Below are 24174 nucleotides of genomic sequence, written 5' to 3' on the forward strand. Positions count from 1 at the left end.
GGGATTGGGACAGTCTGAAAAGAAGACGAACACCTAAATTTCATTTTTGAGATTGAGACTTGTCAGAAGAATAGCTATCAGAGAAAGACCTACGAAAAGTATCCAAGTCAACTGTATATCCCATACCGCCACCAGTGAAAAACAGGCCGTCCCCACTGGTATAGATAGAGTAAACAACAAACCTAAAAAATTACTGGTACGAGAGAGAACCTCTGGAGCAAGATTTTTCATGAGCAGAGCACTAATTTTAGGGGAAATTTTACCAGAGATATACATGGTAAAAAAGACGAAAAGCATCCCAAGCAAGACTTGGTTTAACAAATTAGATAGACCAACTAGACTGGCTCCTAATGTAACCCACATCATCAATCTAGGCAGAGATTGCTTCCCAAAATAATCATTTCCAGTAAGGCTACTGATGATAACTGCTAATAAGGTAATCAATTGTAAGATAAACAAGGCATCCTTGTAGGAAAAATTCAGTAAGGAATGATTTAAAAGGAAGATGTTATAGATACCACCTAAGGCACCACCCAAAGCATTGATAATCAAGATAGCAAAGAGCATAAAACCAAAGTTTTTCTGTCCACTTTTAAGAAAAACGAGACGTAAGTTTCGGTAAATCGTTAAAAATTGATCTTTGATAGAAAGTTTCTCATTTTTCAGTGATTTACTATCAACAAGTGGAGTTGATAAGCTTAATTCAGCCCTTCCTAAAAAGAGAATGAGAGCTGACACTAGGAAAAATATGGCATTGATTCCCGCTACGAGCGAAAAGTTCTGTGTTGACACCCCTAATAGCCAAACTCCAAAAGCTTGGCCGCCAATAGCAGAAATATAGGTAATAAACTGGGAAAATGAGTAAGCCTCCATCAAATCTTGCTCTGCTACCTTTTCTTTAACGAGAGGCATTCGCAAGCCACCCGCGAAATCACTAGCTACATCACTAATAACATTGATAAAGCAGAGGGTAGAAAAAGCAAAGAGACTAGCTTGGCCAGCAATTAGAGCTGCTAGGAAAAATAGAAAAGCCTGGAAAAAAGTGGTATAGGTCATCCATTTGACCTTGTCCCTCGTGTAATCTGCCCGAATTCCCACAAAAACTGTAAAAAGAGTTGGAAGCATCATCACAACATTCGCCATTGCAACGGCAACAGAAGCCTCTGGCAAAGTCGAGGCATAGACCACAAACACTAAATTAAAAATGGAAGCTCCAAAAGCATTGAAAAATCGTGATAAACTCAAAACTCTGTAAGCTTGATTTCTTAGTAATAGTTTCATATAGATTCCTCTCTTTCTCACATACTACTTTTATGGTAGCTCTAGTATAGCATCAAGAATCTTACGAGAAGACATTTTTGAATATATGCAACAGACTAAACTGATAACGAAAACGATAGAATTTGTCTAATGCTAATAAGTATCTTCACAGTCCTATCGTTTCAAGTTATTTTATCTAGTTGCAGATATTCAACACTCCATGGCACTTCTATAATAGTCAGCAGATTTGCTACAACCAATCATCTCAAAAATACGAATAGCGTCCTCCATCTTTCTCTGCCCTTCCTCTGCTCTTCCTTGCTTACTATCAAGCAAACCTTCTGCCCATAGGTAGACTATTCGAAAATAGGTTTCATTTTCTTCAAAGAAGTTCTTTTCAATTTGTTTTTTGAAATAGAGGGCATTGGTAAAATCATCAACTTCAATACAGGCCATAAAACCATTGAGGAGCAAGGTGTGCATCATATTTCGATTTTTCCCAACTCCTTGCAAGAAATCTGACTTCCGCAACATTTCTCGAGTGTACTTTGTAAAAAGCTGGACCGATAAAAGAGGAGAGCAGGAAGAAAAGAACAACAATTCATAGTGTCCCCAAATTTCGACAGAAAATAGATAATCATGTAGGACTCTTTCTTCCTCAGCGGTCAATGTAACCGTCTCATCAATGGCTTTCATATAGGATTTTATTAAAATCGCATTGAGAATGTGTTGCTGTCTATCTTTTGAAAAAGGAAGTTGTTGATACTCTCTCTGGTAGAGAGTGCGCAAGGATGTCAAATCTTGAGGGTCAATAGCCTCAACTATTCTGTTTCTAAATTCAGAATAGGCATCCTGATGAAAACCTCTCGCCAAAAATAACAATTCTTCCATACTCGCATGAATATTCTCCAAAGCTGTGATTAACTTTGGAGCAGATATTTTACTCTGACCATTTTCAAAACGCGACAATAAGGATGCTGAAAAGCGTCCACCTGTTGCTTTTCTCAAGGAAATTTTTCTTGATTCTCGTAACTCTTTAAAAACTTTTCCTAAATTCTTCATCCTCTTACCACTCGTCTTTTATTTTTTCCTATTTTACCACATTTCCTAATAAATACTAGTTCCAAACCAGCATTTACAATCTGAGCTAGGCATGATACAATGAATAACATCAGATATACGAAGGAGAACTTATGAAAAAGAATATCTTGACAACCCTTGTAGCTGCTCTTGTCTACTTTCTCTGTATCGGAGTGGGTGTTCTACTAGGAAACCTTGTCGATCACACTGGAAATATGTTTTACGCCCCTGCCTTTTCTGCTCTTGTGGGTGGTAGCGTCTATATGATCCTTTTAGCAAAAGTGCCTCGTTTTGGAGCGATTACTACGATTGGCCTCGTTATCTCTCTCTTTTTCCTCGGGAGCAAGCATGGTGCTGGAGCCTTTCTGCCAGGAATTATCTGCGGTCTTGCAGCAGATGGCATCGCTCATCTTGGCCACTACAAAGATAAGGTTAAGAACCTTCTTTCCTTCCTAGTTTTTGCCTTTGGTACTACTGGTCCCATCCTACTCATGTGGTTGACCCCTCAAGCATATATCGCAACTCTAGTCGCTCGTGGAAAATCTCAGGACTATATCGATCGCATTATGGTTGCACCGAATCTCACTACCATCCTTCTCTTTGTAGCAAGCGTCCTTATCGGTGCTCTACTTGGTGCCTTGATCGGACAAAAACTTAGTAAGAAGTTTGCAGACAAAATGTGATAGAAAAAGAGCCACACGGCTCTCAGTAGGTAGACAAACCCTTTCGGTAATTAAAGTAACTTATACTCTTCGAAAATCAAATTCAAACCACGTCAGCGTCGCCTTACCGTACTCAAGTACAGCTTGCGGCTAGCTTCCTAGTTTGCTCTTTGATTTTCATTGAGTATTAGTTACTATATCTTGAAAACTCTTAGAAATGCTGAAACATGCTATTTTTAAGAGTTTTTTTATTTTCTCTAGTAAAAGAAAAAGATTGAAGAAAATTATCCACAACTGACTTTTTCTTCAATCTGAGAGCCACACGGCTCTTTTATTTATGGCTTAATTTCTTGGTCAAAAAGTCTCCCAAGAACTGAATTGTAAAGATAATCAAGATAATGATAAGCGTCGCAAGGACTGTCACATCATGATTGAAACGGTTAAATCCATAGGCGATAGCTACGTTACCGATACCACCTGCTCCGACCGCTCCCGCCATAGCTGTTTCACCGACAAGGGAAATCAAGGTTACAGTTGTCACACGGATCAAGTCTGGTAGACCTTCCGATAGGTAAACACCTACGATGTCCCAGAAAGTAGCTCCGCTAGCTTGAGCTGCCTCGATGACACCGCCATCTAGCTCTGCCAATACCACCTGTACCTGACGAGCAAAGAAGGCAAAGACTGCAAAAGATAGGGGTACAATAGCCGCATTTGGTCCGATACTTGTCCCTACGATTAGATGAGAGAAGGGTGACAAGACAGCCAAGAGAATGATGAATGGCACCGCACGGAAGATAGAGGTAATCTTGTCCAAAATCCAGAAAACAACTTTATTTTCCAAGACACCACCTGGAGCTGTCAAGACAAGGAAAAGCCCTGCAACCAGCCCTAGGAAACCTCCGATGATGAAGGAAAGAACCGTCATATAAAGGGTCAAGTAGATTGCCGTTCCCCAGCCAGCCTGACCAGACCACCCCATCTTATAGACGTTTGGTAAGTATGCTTTAATCAATTCTGCCATCTTACTGTCCTCCCTTCAATACTTTTAGTTGCACACCAGCCTGACGGATAGCATCTTGAGCACTTGCCAAGGCTTCTTTTTCCCCTGACAAGACAACCACAAGTTCACCCACAGGAGTACCATCCAAAATTTCAATGTTCCCATAGAGAATATTGGCTGTTACTTGGTAGTGCTTGTACAATTCATTCAGAAGTGGTTCATCTGTAGAAGCGCCTGCATACTTGAGTTGTACCAAAATGCTATTTTCAGATAAGTGCTCTACGATTTCTTGTTTCTCAATCTTGACCATTGCTTCATCAATACCTGTCGCAGTTGAGATAAAGTCCTGAGTCAATGGTTGCTTAGGATCAGAGAAGATTTCAAGAACGCTACCTTCTTCAATCAAGCGACCATCTTGCATCACTGCTACACGGTTAGCAATATCTTTGACAATCTGCATCTCGTGTGTAATCAGGACAATGGTCAAACCTAGTTTACGGTTCAATTCTTGCAAGAGCGACAAGATTTGTTTCGTTGTCTTTGGATCAAGAGCTGAAGTTGACTCGTCTGAAATCAAGATTTTTGGATCATTGGCCAAGGCACGCGCAATAGCCACACGTTGTTTTTGACCTCCAGATAGTTGTGAAGGATAGTTTTCGGCACGGTCAGCCAAGCCCACCAAGTCCAACAACTTAGCTACTTTAGCCTTCTTTTCTTCCTTGCTGAGGCCAGAGTGTTTGAGAGCAAAGGCTACGTTTTCCTCTGCTGTTTTCTGGCTCATAAGGTTAAAGTGTTGGAAAATCATCCCGATATCTTGACGTTTATGACGTAATTGCTCAGCAGTTAAGGTAACCTTGCCATCAAAAATTACATCATTATCTACAGTAATTCGACCTGCAGATGGTTTTTGCAAGAGGTTAATCACACGAACTAGGGTTGATTTCCCTGCTCCAGAATATCCAACGATTCCGTAGATATCCCCTTCTTGGATGTGAATAGTCACATCCTTGACCGCTGTGATGGTTCTTTTCTTTTGGTGAAAAGTCACATCGATCTGATCTAACTTGATAATATCTCTACTCATAGCTTCTAATCAGCTCCTCTACTAATTCAATATGGGTGTAATAATCTGCGATTCGTACATTCTCGTCTCCACCATGGTCTCGGCTATTAGCATTTCCTAGACCAAAGGCAACCATAGGTACTTCTAAGGCATCAAAGACCGTATGCATAGGTCCTGTCCCTGCAGTTGTTGGCAAGACAGATACGCCCTGTGGATAGAATTTCTTGGCCAACTCAATAACATTGAGAATAGATGGTGCACTCATATCGCTTCGATAACTCATCTCACCCAAGGTATAGTATAATTCTACCTTATCAAAGCCGTTTTTGTCTAGTTGTTTCCGGATTTTATCCAAAACATCATGCGGGTCCAAGCCAGGAACCAAACGAACTTCTAGCTTGGCACTAGCCTCTGCTGGTAGAATCGTTTTAACACCTTGCCCTTGATAACCTGACTGGATACCCTCGATATTGAGGGCTGGCTCAAAGAAGAAACGTTTGAGAAAGGCTGTACGTTCCTCTTGTAAAAGTGGCAATTCCAAGCCATAAATCTGGCTGATTTCCTCTGGATTGCGTTGGGCATAGGTTTCAACCAAGGCTAACTCTCGTTCGTTAGGCTCTTGAACCTCATCGTACAAGCCCTCAACTAAAATACGCCCATCTGCAGCTCGCAAACTGGTCAAGGCTTGAATCAGATACCAAGGCGCTGACTCTACAATACCGCCATAGCTAGAGTGGATATCCACATCGGCACTCTTGACCTTGGCATCAAAGGTTACAATTCCTTTGTTCCCACCAGAGATTTCTAGCTGTTCCAAGGCATTTTTGGTTCCTTGTTCCCAGACCAATAAATCTGCACCACGAAGCTTGTCCGCATGTTTTTCTAGATATTTGTCCAAGTCCATAGAGGCAGACTCTTCAGCTCCTTCCATGATGAAACTGATATTGACTGGTAGATCATCATGATGCTGCATGTATTTTCTAAGAGCACTCAAGCGGGCAGTGATATGTCCCTTGTCATCATCAACCCCGCGTCCATACATGATGCCATCACGGACAGAAAGCGTAAATGGATCCTCTGTCCAGACTTGGTCGCCATCCGCAGGTACTGTGTCATAGTGGTTGTAGAAAATGATAGTCTTGGCATTTGGGCGTGAACTTTTAAAATGCGCCATGACAAAAGGTGCCCTATAACTCTCATCAATCTCGACCTCTGCACCTACATGCTTGAAGATCTCGCCTAGATAACGAGCCACCTCTTTCAGTCCGACTTGTTGGGCAAAGACTGATTTTTTAGAAATCAGGGTACGCAAAACTTCAAAATAATGTTGCGCTACATGATCCTTTTCAAACTTTTCAATTTGTTCTTCTTGGCTAGGGAAAACCATTTTCTCTCTACCTTTCTACTAGGACTTGTACCTTTGGAATCAATACAAGTGGATATTCCTTTTCTTTAGTCTCTATATAAAAGCAAGAGGTGGAAAAATCTCTCCCACCTCCCTGTGTTTATTACCAAACTGGTTGATCCAAGCCGTCTGAAGTTTCTTCGATAACTTTTTTCACTTCATCAGTGTGGTAAGCTGCGATAATTTTCTTGATTGCATCAGCTTTAGGTGATGATTCCCAATCTTTTTTCGCAACGATGATGTTGTACCATTGTTTTGAGTTTTCGTCAGCTTGCTCTTTAAAGAGTGCTTTCTTGTAGTCCAATTTTGCTTCTGTAACAAAAGTGTTGTTGACAACAGCCGCATCAACGGATGACAATGAACGAGCTGTTTGACTTGCGTCTAATTCAGTGATTTTCAAGTTCTTTGGATTTTCTGTGATGTTTGCAATTGTCGCAAGCGCAGTTCCTGAAACGTCCAATTTGATCAAACCAGCTGATTGAAGAAGGTAAAGAGCACGACTTTCGTTAGTAGCATCGTTAGGTACAGCGATTTCTCCGTTTGCTGGGATGTCTTCTACTTTAGTGTACTTGTTTTCTTCTCCGTTTTTACCTGAGTAAAGTCGGATTGGTGAGATATAAGTATCTGCAATTGCTACAAGATCTTTACCGTTTTCTTTGTTCCAGTTGTTCAAGAAGTTATAGTGTTGGAAAGCGTTCAAGTCTACTTCACCATCAGCAGTTGCTTTGTTTGGTTGTGAGTAGTCTGTAAACTCTGTGAATTCCAATTTAATTCCGTCTTTTTCAACCAATTCTTGAACTTTGTCCCAGCGTGCTTCTTCTGAACCGCTACGGTTAACAGTCGCAATTTTAACTGTAGTTGCATTGTCTGCTTTCTTGTCTGAATTTCCGCAAGCTGCAAGTGCAAGGCCTGCTACTGTAGCGATAGCTGCTACGCCTAACCATTTTTTGATTTTCATGATTCGTTCTCCTTTAAAAATAATACTGTAATAGTATCTCATACTTTATTTGATTTAGCAAATTGTTTTAAGATAGGTAGACTTATAGTTTAAAACTATATAGTCAAAGAGGACAGAATCATCCACCTACGAGAGAATGGATGATTTACAAACTTATTTAATATCAGCTTCTGCTGGGAGGTAAGAACCACCAAAGAATTGTTGAGATAATTTTTCAAGAGTTCCGTCTTTGTATAGTTCTTGGATGCGTTTGTCAACAAATGATTTCAATTCATCTTGACCTTTTGCAAGAAGTGGGTAAACGTATGGTTGTTGGTCGCTTGGAAGTTCGATGACTTTCAAGTTATCCAAACCTTGGTTTTTGATAACTGTCTCTACACCGATCTTGTCAAAAATCTTATAGTCAAATTGTCCATCGCTCAAACGAGACATGATTTGTTGGAAATCTGCCTTAGTATAATTAAGGATAGTTGGATTGTCCGCATGTTCTGTGTTGTATGCTTCCAATTGTTTAGCTGAGGTTGTTCCTTGAACGACTTCAGTAGATTTTCCACCGATATCATCAAGAGACTTGATGCTAGTGTCGTCCTTCTTCACAACAAGAACGTTAGGGTTTTTAGCAGTTGGCGCTGCGTAGAGGTATTTCTCTGCACGTTCTTTGGTATAACTAAGGTTGTTAACGGCCATTTGGTAACGATCGCTATCAAGTCCTGGGAAAATCCCTGACCACTCTGTCTTTTCAAACTTGACAGTATACTTGTCTGAGTCTTTAAAGATAGCACGAACAAGTTCAATCTCGTAACCTGTCAATTCACCATTTTCTTCATAGATAAATGGTTTTGGTGATCCATTAGTTGCCACAACGATTTCTTTCTTACCAGATGTTGCTTCACCAGATGCAGCATCTTTCTTCTCACCACCTGAGCAAGCTGCTAATGCACCTGCAGCAACAAGCCCTAGGGCAGCAAGTGATGAATACTTAACGATTTTTTTCATGATATTTCCTCCAAAATAGAATACAATCTTATCTTAACAGAAAAAAAGGAATTACGCTATTATATGATTTCTATATTTGTGATAGGTTTTCTCTATGGCTGATTAAAAGACCAAACGTAAGACTGCTATCAAGACCACTCCAAAGATAACCGTCCCCACCAGATTGCGGTAGCGAAAGGCGACAAGGGCTGTCGGAAAGACTGCTAAAAAGTCTAACCACTTTATCTGCGGGAAACTTCCAACTTTTCCTGTCACCACACTTGAAAGAATCAAGGCAAAGATAATAGAAACTGGTAGAAATTTCAAAAAGCGCTCTACGATTGCTGGCAAACCCTTATACTTAGCAAGGATGAAAGGAATCATTCTTGGAATCCAAGTCACCAAACCAGAAAAGACGATTGCCATTAAAATATACTTACTGACCATCCAAGACCACCCCCATGGTACAACCTAGCAAGGTCGCAAACAGAACAGCTAATGACTGAGACACCACCGTCAAGAGCAAAAAGAAAGATACAGCTACAACTGCTAAAATTATGAAGAGATTGCGCAAAGGAATCCGTTTTTGCATAATCTGAAACTGGGAAGAAAAAATCCCGATAAACATACCCACTAGGGCAAAATCTAAGCCAAAAATTTCTGGATTTGGTAGAAGTCCACCTAGAGCAGTTCCGACTACAGTTCCAACAAACCAAGCTACATAGCTGTTAAGGTTGTTCCCGTGCATCCACATGGGGTTAACCTTATCCGTATGCACCAACTCGCCCATCAAAACGCCATAGGTCTCATCGGTCAAAAGACTGGACATGCCGATGTTTTGCCAAAGACTGGTATGGCAAAAATAGGTCGACGCATGCAAACTCAGCAAAAAGAGGCGCAAATTAATCAAAAAGACCGTCATGGCAATAGCAGCTACTGGAGCTTGAACTGCTATCAAGGCTATCATGGCAAACTGAGCACTCCCCGCATAAACAAAGAGACTCATCAAACCCATCTCGACAGGTGTTACGTAGGGCGCACCGATAATGCCACAGGCAAGACCGATGCTGACATACCCCAGAGCCGTTGGCATGGCTGCCTGCACACCTTCCCAAAATCCTTTTTCTTTCATAAATTCCTCACTAATCATTCCTTCAGCAACTGCTTTTCAAACAGTCACAGCAAACATTATTATAACATATTCGTAAAATAGAAAAAAGTCTGCTGATTGACAAGAACAGAAAAAGACTGGGAGGCCAGTCTTACGATGCAACTTATAAACTATTTTAGATTTAGTACCCAAATACCAATAAACTAACAACGATTAAAAATGTATTCCACAAGATATGAAGGGCTATTGGCCAATAAACTGAACGAGTATAACGAAATAGCATACAGAACAAGAGACCTGCTCCTGCATAAACGATGAAATCTGTTAACACCAAGCCATACTGTAAAACATGTATAAGACTAAAGAGTGTGGAGGAAACGGCGACATCAACATAATACTTTTTAAATTTGGACAATGCCGTCATTAGAAGCCCACGAAAAACTAACTCTTCAACGATAGGAGCAATGAGACTGCCATAAAGAATGCGCATTATAAAGTAGCTAGTTCCTGTCAAATTAGCAGCTTCTTTCATCATTTCGCTCCCATTTTGCGTGCTAGGAAAAATCAGAGTCGTTATATTTACCCACACAAACATCAGTATAAAGAAAAGAAAGAAGACACCCAGATAAGCCCAACGGAACTGGAAACGACCGCATTCTTTCCAACCTTGACTCTTTACAAGAACTACTGTAGCAGCAATCCCCTCAAGAACTATCAATAAAATTTGCAAGCCATAAAACCCAGAATCTGATAATTGGTTAACAAATTCTAACCTTGCTACAAAATTAAAAATTAAGTAATAGGTGGCTATGATCAAAACAGATGTCAAGTAAAATTTCGTTTCTTTCCTTTTCATCGCTGATCCTTTAAATTTTTAGTTATCCCATCTTCCAGCTAAACTTACCCAAATCCTTTTATCCAATCAAAAGCATCACGATTAGGACTTTTCCCTTTATTTATGATTCTTAAGATCCTCTAAAACAACAAGGGCAGAATTTGACCAATACCGTTATAGACTATATGCAGTCCAATAGGCCAATAAATTGACTTTGTTGCTCTAAATAAGACTGCCATTATTAGACCACCACCCATATATACGAAAAAGTCTGTCAAGACCCAACCATGACTACTGATATGCAGAATTCCAAATAAAGTAGCCGAACTGAGCACATCCAGTCCCCATTTCTTCCCTTTTTCCAAAGCGGTCATCACCAATCCACGATAGATCATCTCTTCAAAAATGGGACCTGCAATCACTGGATAGAAAAAATACATCAAAAATGCAGTAGGACCTGTAAAAGTAGGAAGATCCAGTTGATAAGAAATTTCATTTTGGGTGGACGGGAAAATAAAAAAGGTAACGAAATTCCAAACAAAAAAAGCTAGAAGAGCTAAAAAGAAATAGAAAAGATAGGACACTTTAAATTTTCTGCTATTGATTTGTTGCCATTTTCCTGACCAAATCATGGCAACAAGAGCAAGCAAAACCACAAGAAAATTCAACATCATATCCGAAAAATAATAGCCAAAATCAGATAGACCAGCAGCCAAGTCGCTGTGTAAAACCAGACGAATGACGAACTGGTCCGCAATGATAAGTAGAATGGCTACAAACAAGTAGTAGCGTGAGATTATCTTTTTCATATATCACCCTTCTAAAATCCAAACACCAATAAACTAACAATGAGCAAGAAGGTATTCCATGAAGCATGTAAAGCTATGGCCCAATAAATAGAGCGTGTATAGCGAAACATCATGCAAAATATCAAGCCCATTACAAAGTAGAGTATGAAATCTGTCGTTATCCAACCATGCTGTAAAACATGCATAGCACCAAATATGGCAGCAGAAACAAGAACATCAATATAGTAGTTTTTAAATTTAGACAAGCTTGTCATCAAAAAACCACGACTCACAATTTCTTCTGCTATAGGTGCGATAAGGCTACCGTAAAGTACACGCGTAATAAATCAAACTAGTGGCTACTTCGACTACTGTACTTCCATTTTGCGTACGAGGAAAGATACGAGTTGCTAGATTTACCCACACAAATAATAAGAAAAAAGAAAGAAAGAAAACACCTAGGTAAGACCAACGAAACTGGAAACGACCATACTCTTTCCAATGTTCACTTTTGACAAAAATAATTGTAGATACAGTTCCCAGAATAAGTACCAATAAAACCTGGAACACATAGTAGATCTCATCAGACAAAGCTACAGTAAAATCTAAGTCTGGTATGAGATTAAAAATGAGGTAATAGATCAAAAGCAACAAGCCAGTTGCTAGGTGAAATTTCATTTCTTTCATTTTCTTCATTTAATCAACTCCTATAGTATCCTACCTTCTACTACGCTTAAACAACTTAACTGATGGATCTACAGCCCAAGCAAAAGCACCACGACGAGGACTCATCCCTTGATTTATGATTCTCAAAATCCTCTAAAACAGCAACGGGAGTATATGTCCGATACCGTTATAGACTATATGCAGTCCAATAGGCCAATAAATAGACTTTGTCACTCTAAACAATAGTGCAAATATGATACCACCGCCCATATATACGAAAAAGTCTGTCAAGACCCAACCATAATTACTGATATGCAAGATTCCAAATAAAGCAGCAGAACCAAGCACATCCAGTCCCCATTTTTTCCCTTTTTCCAAAGCGGTCATCACCAATCCACGATAAATCATCTCTTCAAAAATGGGACCTGCAATCACAGGATAGAAAAAATACATCAAAAATGCCGTAGCGCCTGTAAAAGTCGGGACAGCGAGTTGGTAAGCAAGTCCATTTTGGGTAGGTGGGAATAGGAAAAATGTAACAAAATTCCAAATAAATAAAGCAAGAAAAGCTAAAAAAGAATAGAAAAGATAGGACCCTTTAAATTTTCTACTATTAATTTGTTGCCATTTTCCTGCCCCTACTATGAAAATAAAAACAAGCAGAACCACAAGAAAATTCAACATCATATCCGAAAAATAATAGCCAAATTTAGATAGACCAGCAGTAAAATCATTGTTTAAAACCAGACCACTGAAGTACTGGTAAACAATGACAAGTAGAATGGCTACAAAAAAGTAGTAGCGTGAGATGATCTTTTTCATTCTTTTTCTCCTATACTATGGAATGAAGACAGTATAACACGAAAAATTCTATATTTTAAAAAATCGCATATTTGACATTTTTTCTGATAGGAATTTCACATTTGCGATTTCTAACTAATCGATAAGTGCTTTGTATTGCTGTAAGCGTAGTTCAAAAAGGGCTGTTAATTGTGGATTTTCTAATATTTTCAGAGATTGGATAAAGTGTTCAATCTCTTTTTGATTGCTTCCCTTGGTTTGAAGGAAAACACTCATTTTCTTTAAAAATTGCCACAGTAATTTCTCAAAAACATCGTACGGACGAAGCATGCTCTCCAACTCGGCTTCAAAGATTGGGATGTAGGAGAAAAGTTTGCGCTCCATGAGCTCTGAGATGATATTGAGATAGCCACCTTTCAAATACAATCGATTGTGCACTAACTCTTTGAATTCCTTGGATTTTTCAAGTAAAGAGGTGGATAAAAAGATGAAATCTTGATTGCTCAAAAAAGGCATGGTATTGCAAAAGATATAGAGTTCAAACCAGGTCCAAGACTCGATAGCATAAAGGTAGGTAGTTAAAAACTCACGATCCTCCTCTGCTAGTGGGTAACTTTTATCCAGTGAATGGATAGCATTTTTAATCACGATGGCATTCAAACGACGATAGATCTGCGCCATCTGTTCTTGCTCGACTTCTTTCAACAATTGCTCTAAACCAGCTATATCTTGATGGGCAAAGCGATCCACAACCCTTCTACCAAATCGCATGTGTGGAGATTCTTGGTAGTTGTTGAGCTTGTGCCCAAACTCATCGAAGGTCATATTTATCCCTTGGATAGCTAGGATCAGCTTATCCGCAGACAGCATGGACTGCCCTAGTTCAAACTTGGATAACTGAGAGGCTGTTAGTCCAGCACAAGCCACATCTGACTGCTTGAGCTTTCTGGCCAAGCGCAATTCCTTGTAAAATTCTCCTAATTCCTGTTTTTCAATCATAGATAAACTCCCTTTATAAAATTCCCTTTACTATTCTATTCGTAAAAACTTTTTACTTTTTTAACATATTATAAAATATTTTAGCAAAAAAGCCAGCTTCAAGCTGACTTTTTATTCCATGGTATCAAAAGCAAGACTTGGTTTGGCGTTTAGCTCCAAGCCTGCGAAGTTTTCTTTGTTCCACTCGCTAACGCTAGCATAGGCAATCATTCCCGCATTGTCTCCGCAAAGACGCAGAGGTGGAATGATAACCTTGACGTCAGTGATTTCAGCTGCCAAGCGTTCTCTTAATCCTTTGTTAGCTGCTACACCACCAGCTACAACGAGGGTTTTAACAGGGTATTTCTCCAGAGCTTTCTTGGTTTTAGCCATGAGAATATCCATGACTGCAGCTTGGAAGGAGGCTGACAGGTCTTCCTTGGACAAGCTTTCTCCCTTTTGCTCGGCATTGTGGTGAAGATTGATAAAGGCAGATTTCAAACCTGAAAATGAAAACTCCAGGTTATCTTCCTTAATCATAGCACGAGGGAAGTCATAAATATCCTGCCCCTGATGAGCAAGTTCATCGATCTCGCGACCTGCTGGATAGGTCAAGCCCATGACACGACCGACCTTATCATAGGCCTCGCCAACCGCATCATCACGGGTTTCACCAACAATCTTGTAATCACCAGCCTCAGAAACATAGACCAACTCTGTATGTCCACCACTGACTAATAGAGCCAGTAAGGGGAATTCCAAAGACTCCACACTTTGAGCTGCCATGAGGTGGCCAGCCATGTGGTTAACGGGAATCAGCGGAAGTCCATGTGCCCAAGCAAAGGCCTTGGCAGCTGACAAACCAACAAGCAAGGCTCCGACCAAGCCTGGTCCATAAGTAACCGCAACAGCTGTTACATCTTCTTCTGTAATCCCTGCTTCTACCAGCGCCTCCTCGATACAGGCTGTAATGACCTCAACATGGTGACGACTAGCTACTTCTGGCACTACGCCACCAAAACGTTTGTGACTTTCAATTTGACTAGCAATGACATTGGATAAGAGCTCGTCATCGTTTTTCAGTACGGCGACACTGGTCTCATCACAGGATGTCTCAAATGCTAAAATATATCTATCCTTCATCTATTTCTCTCTTCATGATAATGGCATCCTCAACTGGATCATGGTAGTAGGACTTTCTCTCAGCGATGACTGCCATTCTTTCTTTCTTATAAAATGCCTGTGCTCGTTGATTTGACTTTCTGACTTCGAGGAAAATCTCCTTATCTGTCGGTAATTGAGCAAACAAGGCTGACGCGATTCCCTGACCTTGATAGGCTTTTTTGACAGCAATTTGCAGGACTTCTGCTTCAAATAGATTCTCCTGCACAGCTAGAAAGCCAATCACTTCTTCCCCATCATAAGCTAGAGCATACCAGGTCTGGTCTTGGGACAGGTCTGCTTGGATTTGTTCCAAAGTCCAAGGACTGACTGGATAAACATCTGCCATAACAGAATAGATGGATTGATCCAAGTCAGGTTGCTGTTGGATTCGTTTGATTTCTATCATAGGCGTTTGATGTAAGATTCTCCAGACTCGGTGTGATTCTTGAGCCAGTTTTCCTCAGCTTCTACACGCTTGAGGTAATTTGGCACAAAGTCATGCAAAGAGTCTGCTTCCTTATCCCAAGCCCAGAGGGCTAGATTCGCTGCATTTGGCAAGGTTTCCTGATAGTTAGCCTGTGGTAGTTGTTCTTGAATCTGCTCCACAAAGGCTCCCACTTCACCAACAAAAGTGACTTGTTCAGTATCTTTGACTTGCTCCAAAACTTCTGCAAAGGACAGATGCGCTTCTGGAAAGACTGGCTGGGCATTTTCATAAAATCCTGCATAAACATTGTTACGGCGTGCGTCCATCAAAGGGACAACCAAACCTGCTTTCTGGCTTGGTACCAGGGCTAAAAGACTTGACATGCCAACTAACTCGATATCCAGAGTATGAGCCAAGGTCTTGGCAGTTGCTACTGCGATTCGCAAGCCTGTGTAGCTACCTGGCCCCTCTGCCACTACGATTCGATCCAAATCCTTGGGTGTCAAATCCAAACTTGCCATCAAAAAATCGATGGCTGGCATAAGGGTAATACTGTGATTTTTCTTGATATTGATTGTCGTCTCGGCAAGAAGCTGCTTGTCCTCTAAAATAGCAAGAGAGAGAGCCTTGCTGGACGTATCAAAAGCTAATACTTTCATAACACATTCCTATCTTTTTGTCTGCTTACTATTATACTACAAAAGAAGGCACATGGGAATTTTCTTTGTTTTGTATCAAAAATCACAGTGAAAAGAAATCTTCAAAAACATTGCAACTTTTCCTTTTCGTTTCCGAATATAAAAGTGAACAAGAAAAAAGGAGGAAAGTTCAATGACAAATTTCGAAAATATTGACAATCAATTTGTATCGCTATCTGAAAATGAATTATCAGATATTGATGGTGGTCTCGCTCCCTTGGTTATCTTTGGTGTAGCAGTTTCTTGGAAAGCTGTTGCTGGCGGAACAGCACTTGTAGGCTCTGGCTTAGCAGCTGGTTATTTTTTAGGAGGTTAGTATGATTAAAGATTTAGACAAATATCATGAAATTTCTAATAAAGAATTGCAAGAAATCAAGGGTGGTTTTGGTGTAGGTGTTGGTATAGCTTTATTTATGGCAGCTTACACCATTGGAAAAGATCTCCGTAAAAAGTTTGGATAAGTCATGCTAGATAAAAGACACATTTTTAGAAGGATGAATTTTATTTTCTTCATCTCTTACAGTTTGATCAGTATTCTCAACGATTTAAGCATTACTACTATACCATTGCCAATTGATTTATCTGTTTGTATTGTTTTATTTTTATGCTTCAACTCTTTTTTTGAACAAAACAATCATAACTGTAAAAATAAGGATAGGGCCTGAAAATATAACCTCTGTTTGAGGAAAAATTGGACACCGAATTTGAGAAAAAGTTGAAAAATCCACCCTATCTTAATAGTTGGGGTGGATTTTTTTGTGTAGCTGAGTTCGTTATTTTTTTATAACCTACTTTAAAGATAGGCATTCGTTCAATCAGCAGATATAAATAAACAACTGAAGTTAAGTATTCAAACCAAAGTAAAATACAAACCAGACCACATAGGTTACAAGAAGGAGAAAAATGGAATACAGTGTTACAAAGAGAATTTTCCAGTGTACAGCTGTTTTTCTATGTTCCAGCCGAACAAACAGTAGATTGCCACCATAAACACAGGCAACAAAAACAGCAAATACCAAGAGACGAATCGCGATAGCTAGTTGAAACATAGAGAGCCTCCTTTCTCCAATTCTAAAGGCAAATATTTCAAAATCATCATCTAATGAAAAGGAGCAAATAGCCTCAATAGGAGCCCAAGCAGTTGTAGCAATATGTAGAATTTCCATCCAAATAGGTGAAACACAAAATCAAGCACAGCTAGTCCTCCTTAATCAAGAAAAACCTCTTTTCTAACTTTATTATAGCACTTGCATCTGAAGTCTTCAAATACTTATACAAGGCAAAATGAAACCCATTTCAAGCTCCTTACTTCCATGTTTCCTGCTTTTACTAATTCCCCTTTTTATGTTATAATTGAGATAATTGTAACGAATCAAGGTCAATAAAGACAAAAAATGAACTGGAATCAAACCAGCTTCAAACTGAGCATTTTTGAATATAGCTGACCTGAAAGCAGAAAGGAAACATATGATTTACAAAGTTTTTTATCAAGAAACAAAAGACCGTAGCCCACGTCGTGAAACAACACGCTCACTATACTTAGACATCGATGCTAGTTCAGAACTTGAAGGACGTATCGCTGCTCGCCAACTTGTCGAAGAAAATCGTCCAGAGTACAACATCGAGTATATCGAACTCTTGTCTGACAAATTGCTAGACTACGAAAAAGAAACTGGCGCATTCGAAATTACGGAGTTCTAATATGGCCTATACTCTTAAACCAGAAGAAGTTGGCGTTTTTGCCATTGGTGGTCTAGGAGAAATCGGAAAAAACACATATGGTATCGAATACCAAGACGAAATTATCATCGTTGATGCAGGGATTAAATTCCCTGAGGACGACCTACTTGGTATCGACTACGTTATCCCTGATTACTCTTATATTGTAGAAAATATCGACCGCGTCAAGGCTCTCTTGATTACACACGGACACGAGGACCATATCGGAGGGATTCCTTTCTTGCTCAAGCAAGCAAACATCCCTATCTATGCTGGTCCACTGGCCCTTGCCTTAATCCGTGGAAAACTCGAAGAGCATGGACTTTTGCGCAATGCTACACTTCACGAAATCAACCACAACACGGAGTTGACCTTTAAAAACCTTAAAGCAACTTTCTTTAGAACTACTCACTCTATCCCAGAACCATTGGGAATTGTCATCCATACCCCTCAAGGGAAAATCGTCTGTACAGGTGACTTCAAGTTTGACTTTACACCAGTTGGTGAACCTGCAGACTTACACCGTATGGCAGCCCTAGGTGAAGACGGAGTGCTTTGCCTACTCTCTGACTCGACCAATGCTGAAGTGCCAACCTTTACAAACTCTGAAAAGGTTGTCGGCCAGTCGATCATGAAGATTATCCAAGGTATCGAAGGACGTATCATCTTTGCATCCTTTGCCTCAAATATCTTCCGTCTCCAGCAAGCAACGGAAGCTGCTGTTAAGACCGGGCGTAAGATTGCTGTCTTTGGGCGCTCTATGGAAAAGGCCATTGTTAACGGGATTGAACTTGGTTACATCAAGGCTCCTAAGGGAACCTTCATCGAGCCAAATGAAATCAAAGACTATCCTGCGGGTGAGATTCTTATCCTCTGTACAGGAAGTCAGGGCGAACCTATGGCAGCCCTCTCTCGTATCGCTAACGGAACCCACCGTCAGGTGCAACTCCAACCCGGTGATACTGTCATCTTCTCATCTAGCCCAATTCCAGGAAACACCACTAGCGTCAACAAATTGATTAACATCATTTCAGAAGCTGGTGTTGAAGTTATCCATGGTAAGATTAACAACATCCATACATCTGGACACGGTGGCCAGCAAGAGCAAAAACTCATGCTCCGCCTCATTAAGCCAAAATACTTCATGCCTGTTCACGGTGAATACCGCATGCAGAAAGTCCACGCTGGACTTGCCGTAGATACTGGCGTAGAGAAGGACAATATCTTTATCATGAGTAATGGTGATGTGCTTGCCCTTACTGCAAACTCTGCCCGTATCGCAGGTCATTTCAATGCTCAGGATATCTACGTCGATGGCAATCGTATCGGCGAAATCGGTGCAGCTGTGCTTAAAGATCGTCGCGATCTATCTGAAGATGGTGTTGTACTGGCTGTCGCAACCGTTGACTTCAAGTCTCAGATGATTCTATCTGGACCAGATATTCTCAGCCGTGGATTTGTCTACATGAGAGAGTCTGGCGACTTGATTCGCCAAAGTCAACGTATCCTTTTCAATGCTATTCGTATCGCATTGAAAAACAAAGATGCCAGCGTCCAGTCTGTCAATGGCGCTATCGTAAACGCCATTCGACCATTCCTTTACGAAAATACTGAACGTGAACCAATCATCATTCCGATGATTCTCACACCAGATGAAGAATAAGAAAAAATAGCTCTTTGTCAACTGTAGTGGGTTGATGAAAAGTTATAACCTGGAGAGGACCAACTTGGTTCTCTCCTTTTTGATATTCAAAGCAATGAGGATTCTAGTTTTAAAGTTTTCAAAGTTCCGGAAGCCAAAAGCATTGCGCTTGATGACCTTAATGAGGTTATTAGTAGCCTCTAGTTTCGCGTTTGAGTAGGGCAGTTCCAGTGAGTTCATGATTTTGTCCTTGTCTTTCAAAAAGGTCTTAAAAACAGTTTGAAAAATAGGATTTACACAAGAAATCGTTTCTTCAATCAGTTCAAAGAAATGGTCTGTTTGTTTCTCTTGGAAATGAAATAGTAATAGTTGATAGAGTTCATAGTGCTCTCTAAGTTCTTGAGAGTATTCAAGGAGCTTTTCGAGAATCTCATTATTGGTCAAGTATGAGCGAAAAGTAGGGCGATAAAAACGTTTATTACTAAGTTTACGGCTATCCTGTTGAATGAGTTTCCAGTAACGTTTTAGTGCCTTATATCCATGCGATTTGCGATCAAAACGATTCATGACTTGGATACGAAGACGATTCATAGCTCGACTGAGATGTTGGACAATGTGAAAGCGGTCGAGAACGATTTTAGCGTTAGGAAAAAGTTTTTTGGCACAATCATAGTAGGGACTAAACATATCCATGGTAATGACTTTCACGCGACTTCTCACCTTTCCAGAATAACGAAGAAAATGATTGCGAATGGTCACTTGAGTCCGCCCATCCAGGATAGCTACGATCTTTCTGGAATCAAAATCCTGTGCAATGAAGCTCATCTTACCTTTCTTGAAGCTGTATTCATCCCAAGACATGTGAGTTGGAAGGAAAGATAAATCTGTCTTGAATTTGAATTCTTTCAATTTACGAATGACTGTCGAAGTAGAGACAGATAGACTTTCTGCGATAGCCGTCATAGGGACTTTCTCGATTAATTTTTGAGTGATTTTCTAGTTGACGATGGTCGCGATTTGGTGATTCTTTTTGACTAAGGAAGTCTCTGCAACAGCTATTTTCCCGCAGACTTTACAACGGAAACGGCGTTTTCTCAATCGAATGAGAGTCTTGTATCCTGCACATTCGAGGTAGGGAATTTTAGATTCTTTTTGAAAGTCATATTTAGCCATTTGTTCTTGACAGTTGTGACATTTAGGGGCAGGATAATCGAGTTTAGCGATGACTTCTTTATGCGTTCCAGCATCAAGATAATCTAAGATTATGATGTTCTTGTCTTTAATTCCGAGCAAGTTTGTGATAAAATTTAATTGTTCCATAAGATTCTTTCTAATGATGGTTTGGTCACTTTTCATTATAGGTCTTATGGGACTTTTTTTCTACAACAAAATAGGCTCCATAATTCCTATGGTGGTGCTACCCACTACAGAAATTATAGAGCCGAAAAAATTCTCTGAAATCCTATGACTTCAGAGAATTTTTTTATTTAACAACAAGCTCGTAACGAGTTTTGCTGGTGAAAGTTTCACCTGCTTTGAGGATGACTTGATCTTTAAGATTGCTATGAATAGCATCTGGTAAAGCTTGTGCTTCTAGAGCAATTCCATTGTGCTGAATCATTGGCTGACCAGCGATGATGACACTCTCGTCCACAAAGTTTGCTGTGTAGACCACAAAGCAAGGAGCCTCTGTCTTGAAGAGCAAGAAGCGACCTGAACCTTGGTCATAGAGGAATCCAGCATTGTCATGTCCTGCAGGAAGCGCAAATGGATGGTCCAAACCAGATACGAGTTGGATTTGCTCATCTTCTTCTGCAAAGATATCCTTCAACAAGGCACCATTATAGATATGTTTGACCACATCACGATTAGCATCTGGGGTTTTAGCTGGAACACCATCAGGAGCAATTGGATAAATCCCCTCTGTATTCAATTGGAATACATGGCGGTCAACTGTCTGCGTGAAATCACCAGATAAGTTAAAGTAGCTATGGTTAGTTGGATTGATCAAGGTATCCTGGTCTGTCGTTACCTTGTAACTAACTTCGTAGGCACCACTTTCTTCCAAGTTGTAGCTAATCCAGATCTTAAGATTTCCAGGGAAACCTCCTGTCCCGTCTGCTCTTTCTGTGTAAAGAGTCAAACCATGATCATTCACTTCGACTAGCTCAAACAAGCTAGAATCCCAACCAGTTGAACCACTGTGGTTACAGTTGCTAGCATTGTTGACTTCGAGTTCATAGGTCTTCCCATTGAGTTCAAATGTCGCACCTGCGATACGACCTGCTACTGGACCTACACTTGCTCCATGTTTAGGGCTATTTCCCACATAGCTTTCGAAATCGTCAAAACCTAGGACAACATTGGCAAAATTTCCAGCCTTATCTGGAGTTACATAGCGTAAAATTGTTGCTCCATAAGTCATGATTTCCAGTTGGTATCCTGCCTCCGTTTCAAAACGGTAAGCAAGGACAGCCTTGCCATCAACTTTCCCAAATACACGTTCTGTGTATGCTTTCATCCTTCTCTCCTTTTTCTATTTCAATTAAGTAAACAAACCATAGAAAGCGCATTCACTCTCTATGGTTTTATTTTATGATTTACAGACACCTTTGTCAAGAAACCATAAATATTTTCTTAACAAAAGTCGTTTCTTCTATTTCTGATCTATGCTTCTACACGTTCAGTCCATGAAGTAGCTGTTGTTTGAAGTACTTTATTGAGTTCATCAATGTTTTCAAAACCAGTTGTACGAAGCCATTCGCGAGCTGCTGCTTCTCCATCTTTGATGTAAGCTTCTACAGATCCAGCCCATGTTGCACGTCCACAAAGAACACCATTGAAGTTTGCGCCTGATTCATGGGCAAAGACAAGTGTTTCTTGGAAGAGTTTAGCAGATACACCTGCACTCAAGTAGATATATGGCAAGTTAGTTGCTTCATCTTGAGCTTTGAAGAAAGCTGCTGCTTCTTCACGTGTATGAACGATTTCACCATCGCCAAATCCTTCAACGTATTTCACGTTAACTGGAACTTCCACTTTCAAGACATCGATGTTGAAACGTGGATCTGAGAAGACTTTCATAGCGCCGATAACCTTGTGTGGTTTTACTTTAGCGTATTCAGCAGAACCTGCGTCAGCAATTTTTTCATCGTAAGCCAAGATTTCAAGGAAAAATGGAATATCTTCAGCCACACACTCAGAACCAATACGTTCAATGTAGGCTTGTTTTTGTTGGTTGAGTTCGTCAGAGCTATCTACGTCATAGTAAAGCAAGAACTTAACAGCATCTGCACCTTGTTCCTTGATACGTTTTGCAGACCAAACATCCAAGCAGTCTGGCAAACGTTTTGTACTTGTTGTGTCGTAACCTGTTTTTTCATAAGCAAGGAGAAGACCTGCTTTTTCATCAAGAGCTTTAGTCGCTGGAAGTCCATACTCAGGGTCAAGAAGCATTGATGAAGCGTATTTTGTCAATTCATCCGCTACCAATACTTTGAGTTCTTCCATTTGAGCTACTGTTGGCTCTTCTGTTTGGTATTGAGCCATAAGGCGTTTCAAAGCACCACGCTGGTCAAAGGCGAGAGCTGAGATGATACCATTCTCATCAGAGAGTTTTTGCATACAAGCAAGTTTATTTGGGCTTAATGTTAATTTACTCATAGATTCTTCCTTATTTTTCAAATTCGTGGATAATGACACCTTGAACGACACGGTTAACTGTACCTGTAGGTGATGGTGTATCTGGTCTGTTACCAACTTTAAGTGAAGTCAAGAGAGCAAATAACTGACCATAAACGATGTAAGGGAAGACACGGTAAACATCATTCAGAACTCCACCGCATCCAAGTGCTACTTCCTTCACATTTTCAAGTCCAAAGGCTTGATCACTCAAGAGAACAACACGTCGAGCAATTTGGTCGCCTGCAACTTCACGAACCAAGTCCAAGTCATACTTACGAGTATAGTCTGTTGTCGTACCAAAGACCAAAACGACTGTATCTTCGTTGATCAGAGATTTTGGACCGTGACGGAAGCCAACTGGGCTTTCATACATAGTCGCAACCTGACCAGCAGTCAATTCCAAAATTTTAAGCTGGGCTTCGTGAGCCAGTCCGAAGAATGGGCCCGCACCTAGATAAATCACTCGGTTAAAATCTAGGTCAACCAACTCTTTGACATCTGCCACATTGTCAAGAACTTTGCGAGCTAAACTAGATAACACGTCGAAACGTTCAGCTTTAACAGCAAAGTCTGTCGGATCAAATACCAAGAGCGCTGTCAACATCATTGAAGTGAAGCTTGAAGTCATAGCAAAGCCAGCATCGTTAGAAGCAGCTGGTTGTAGCAACAAGAGGTTGCGGTCATCACCATGCGCTTGAAGAGCCAATTTCCCTTCAGCCGCACATGTGATAGTTACTTGATAAAGTTCATCAACCAAGGCCTTAGCCAAGTCAACTGTTGCCACACTCTCAGGTGAGTTCCCGCTACGCGCGAATGATACCAAAACAGTCGCTACATCTTTTTTCAAATAAGTTTGTGGGTTTGCTACGATATCAGTTGTCGCAATAGCATTAAAATTCCATTTACGTTCATCATAAACTTCCTTGAAGTAAGGAACGAGAGTATCACCTACATAAGCAGAAGTTCCAGCACCAGTCAGGATAACCTTGATGTAGTCATGTTTGTCAGCAATTCCTTGCAAGAAGGCTGCAATTTCATCACGTCGTGCTTGATAAGCTTCAAAAGCTTCTTTCCAAACGTCTGGTTGTTGGTAAATTTCGCGAGTTGTGATTTCTGCCCCCAACTCAAGCAATTCTTCTTTTGTATAATCTAGCATTGAGTTCCTCTAATCTATTATTATATTGTTTTTTTATTTAAAATATGGGAATGGGAGTAAGCCCCATTCCCATTTATATTCTATGAAATATGTTCTAAC

At 40.3% G+C, this 24174-nt stretch carries 25 protein-coding genes and 2 pseudogenes; 5 read left to right on the forward strand and 22 right to left on the reverse strand.

Annotated elements, in window-relative coordinates; translation table 11 throughout:
* Positions 1-33 precede the first annotated feature (33 nt).
* Both PCY08_RS01715 and PCY08_RS01720 read right to left on the reverse strand, forming a co-directional pair.
* Positions 34-1281 (reverse strand): transporter, encoded by a 1248-nt coding sequence (locus PCY08_RS01715; RefSeq protein WP_301559227.1) that lies wholly within the window; start codon positions 1279-1281, stop codon positions 34-36.
* Positions 1282-1470: 189 nt separating this feature from the next.
* Positions 1471-2322 carry an Rgg/GadR/MutR family transcriptional regulator gene (locus PCY08_RS01720; protein ID WP_301559228.1) on the reverse strand — a complete coding sequence of 284 codons (852 nt, stop codon included), beginning with the start codon at positions 2320-2322 and terminating at the stop codon, positions 1471-1473.
* 131 nt (positions 2323-2453) lie between these two features.
* On the opposite strand from PCY08_RS01720, the gene PCY08_RS01725 reads away from it, so the two are divergent.
* Positions 2454-3023 carry an MptD family putative ECF transporter S component gene (locus PCY08_RS01725; protein WP_301559229.1) on the forward strand — a complete coding sequence of 190 codons (570 nt, stop codon included), beginning with the start codon at positions 2454-2456 and terminating at the stop codon, positions 3021-3023.
* Between the two features lie 310 nt (positions 3024-3333).
* Here PCY08_RS01725 and PCY08_RS01730 read toward each other — a convergent pair whose 3' ends face one another.
* The 15 genes and pseudogenes from PCY08_RS01730 to tsaB all read right to left on the reverse strand — a co-directional run bounded on the left by PCY08_RS01730 (position 3334) and on the right by tsaB (position 15835).
* Entirely contained in the window at positions 3334-4026 is a 693-nt protein-coding gene (locus PCY08_RS01730; protein ID WP_004250431.1) for a methionine ABC transporter permease, read from the reverse strand.
* Between the two features lies 1 nt (position 4027).
* A complete protein-coding gene (locus PCY08_RS01735; RefSeq protein WP_223339651.1) occupies positions 4028-5089 on the reverse strand; it encodes a methionine ABC transporter ATP-binding protein in 1062 nt (353 codons plus the stop codon).
* Positions 5082-6455, reverse strand: coding sequence for a M20/M25/M40 family metallo-hydrolase (locus tag PCY08_RS01740; RefSeq protein ID WP_301559230.1), 1374 nt, complete (start codon positions 6453-6455; stop codon positions 5082-5084). The genes PCY08_RS01735 and PCY08_RS01740 overlap by 8 nt, the downstream gene beginning before the upstream one ends.
* 121 nt (positions 6456-6576) lie before the next feature.
* Entirely contained in the window at positions 6577-7431 is an 855-nt protein-coding gene (locus PCY08_RS01745; RefSeq protein WP_301559231.1) for a MetQ/NlpA family ABC transporter substrate-binding protein, read from the reverse strand.
* Positions 7432-7584: 153 nt separating this feature from the next.
* Entirely contained in the window at positions 7585-8427 is an 843-nt protein-coding gene (locus tag PCY08_RS01750; RefSeq protein ID WP_301559232.1) for an amino acid ABC transporter substrate-binding protein, read from the reverse strand.
* Positions 8428-8529: 102 nt separating this feature from the next.
* Positions 8530-8853: an AzlD domain-containing protein gene (locus tag PCY08_RS01755; RefSeq protein ID WP_301559233.1), complete on the reverse strand. Its 324-nt coding sequence runs from the start codon at positions 8851-8853 to the stop codon at positions 8530-8532.
* Positions 8843-9538: an AzlC family ABC transporter permease gene (locus PCY08_RS01760; RefSeq protein ID WP_301559234.1), complete on the reverse strand. Its 696-nt coding sequence runs from the start codon at positions 9536-9538 to the stop codon at positions 8843-8845. Before PCY08_RS01760 ends, PCY08_RS01755 begins: the two co-directional genes overlap by 11 nt.
* Before the next feature lie 160 nt (positions 9539-9698).
* Positions 9699-10373 (reverse strand): CPBP family intramembrane glutamic endopeptidase, encoded by a 675-nt coding sequence (locus tag PCY08_RS01765; RefSeq protein WP_301559235.1) that lies wholly within the window; start codon positions 10371-10373, stop codon positions 9699-9701.
* A gap of 119 nt (positions 10374-10492) precedes the next feature.
* Positions 10493-11161, reverse strand: coding sequence for a CPBP family intramembrane glutamic endopeptidase (locus PCY08_RS01770; RefSeq protein ID WP_301559236.1), 669 nt, complete (start codon positions 11159-11161; stop codon positions 10493-10495).
* Positions 11162-11172: 11 nt separating this feature from the next.
* Positions 11173-11836: pseudogene (locus PCY08_RS01775) on the reverse strand (lysostaphin resistance A-like protein).
* A 123-nt stretch (positions 11837-11959) separates the two neighbouring features.
* Complete coding sequence (locus tag PCY08_RS01780; RefSeq protein ID WP_301559237.1) at positions 11960-12628, reverse strand: CPBP family intramembrane glutamic endopeptidase; 669 nt, start codon at positions 12626-12628, stop codon at positions 11960-11962.
* A gap of 114 nt (positions 12629-12742) precedes the next feature.
* The gene (locus PCY08_RS01785) at positions 12743-13606 is read right to left on the reverse strand and encodes an XRE/MutR family transcriptional regulator (protein ID WP_301559238.1); all 864 of its coding nucleotides are present in this window, start codon (positions 13604-13606) and stop codon (positions 12743-12745) included.
* Between the two features lie 111 nt (positions 13607-13717).
* A complete protein-coding gene (tsaD, locus tag PCY08_RS01790; protein ID WP_301559239.1) occupies positions 13718-14728 on the reverse strand; it encodes a tRNA (adenosine(37)-N6)-threonylcarbamoyltransferase complex transferase subunit TsaD in 1011 nt (336 codons plus the stop codon).
* On the reverse strand, positions 14718-15155 hold the full coding sequence (gene rimI / locus PCY08_RS01795; RefSeq protein WP_301559240.1) for a ribosomal protein S18-alanine N-acetyltransferase: 438 nt from the start codon (positions 15153-15155) through the stop codon (positions 14718-14720). The genes tsaD and rimI overlap by 11 nt, the downstream gene beginning before the upstream one ends.
* Positions 15152-15835, reverse strand: coding sequence for a tRNA (adenosine(37)-N6)-threonylcarbamoyltransferase complex dimerization subunit type 1 TsaB (tsaB, locus tag PCY08_RS01800; RefSeq protein ID WP_301559241.1), 684 nt, complete (start codon positions 15833-15835; stop codon positions 15152-15154). Before tsaB ends, rimI begins: the two co-directional genes overlap by 4 nt.
* Positions 15836-16007: 172 nt before the next feature.
* Between tsaB and cibA the strand changes: the two genes are divergently transcribed.
* Both cibA and PCY08_RS01810 read left to right on the forward strand, forming a co-directional pair.
* Positions 16008-16190, forward strand: a complete 183-nt coding sequence (cibA, locus tag PCY08_RS01805; RefSeq protein ID WP_049502797.1) for a fratricide two-peptide bacteriocin subunit CibA — start codon at positions 16008-16010, stop codon at positions 16188-16190.
* Between the two features lies 1 nt (position 16191).
* Positions 16192-16335, forward strand: coding sequence for a bacteriocin (locus PCY08_RS01810; RefSeq protein ID WP_000588573.1), 144 nt, complete (start codon positions 16192-16194; stop codon positions 16333-16335).
* Positions 16336-16716: 381 nt separating this feature from the next.
* On the opposite strand, the gene PCY08_RS01815 is transcribed toward PCY08_RS01810, so the two are convergent.
* Positions 16717-16923 carry a hypothetical protein gene (locus PCY08_RS01815; RefSeq protein ID WP_301559242.1) on the reverse strand — a complete coding sequence of 69 codons (207 nt, stop codon included), beginning with the start codon at positions 16921-16923 and terminating at the stop codon, positions 16717-16719.
* A gap of 418 nt (positions 16924-17341) precedes the next feature.
* Here PCY08_RS01815 and PCY08_RS01820 point away from each other — a divergent pair, with 418 nt between their 5' ends.
* Together PCY08_RS01820 and PCY08_RS01825 are read left to right on the forward strand one after the other, a co-directional pair.
* Positions 17342-17575 (forward strand): DNA-dependent RNA polymerase subunit epsilon, encoded by a 234-nt coding sequence (locus tag PCY08_RS01820; RefSeq protein WP_000639568.1) that lies wholly within the window; start codon positions 17342-17344, stop codon positions 17573-17575.
* Between the two features lies 1 nt (position 17576).
* Positions 17577-19256, forward strand: a complete 1680-nt coding sequence (locus PCY08_RS01825) for a ribonuclease J (RefSeq protein WP_045762525.1) — start codon at positions 17577-17579, stop codon at positions 19254-19256.
* 42 nt (positions 19257-19298) lie between these two features.
* Here PCY08_RS01825 and PCY08_RS01830 read toward each other — a convergent pair.
* From PCY08_RS01830 to PCY08_RS01845, 4 genes and pseudogenes are all read right to left on the reverse strand, one after another.
* A pseudogene (locus tag PCY08_RS01830) lies at positions 19299-20555 on the reverse strand (ISL3 family transposase).
* A 163-nt stretch (positions 20556-20718) separates the two neighbouring features.
* On the reverse strand, positions 20719-21756 hold the full coding sequence (locus PCY08_RS01835) for an aldose epimerase family protein (protein WP_301559243.1): 1038 nt from the start codon (positions 21754-21756) through the stop codon (positions 20719-20721).
* Between the two features lie 146 nt (positions 21757-21902).
* Positions 21903-22898 carry a tagatose-bisphosphate aldolase gene (lacD, locus tag PCY08_RS01840; protein WP_049531144.1) on the reverse strand — a complete coding sequence of 332 codons (996 nt, stop codon included), beginning with the start codon at positions 22896-22898 and terminating at the stop codon, positions 21903-21905.
* Between the two features lie 10 nt (positions 22899-22908).
* Positions 22909-24075: an SIS domain-containing protein gene (locus PCY08_RS01845; RefSeq protein WP_301559244.1), complete on the reverse strand. Its 1167-nt coding sequence runs from the start codon at positions 24073-24075 to the stop codon at positions 22909-22911.
* Between the last annotated feature and the right edge of the window lie 99 nt (positions 24076-24174).

The organism is Streptococcus sp. SO4, assembly GCF_030440055.1.
GTDB classification, from domain to species: domain Bacteria; phylum Bacillota; class Bacilli; order Lactobacillales; family Streptococcaceae; genus Streptococcus; species Streptococcus nidrosiense.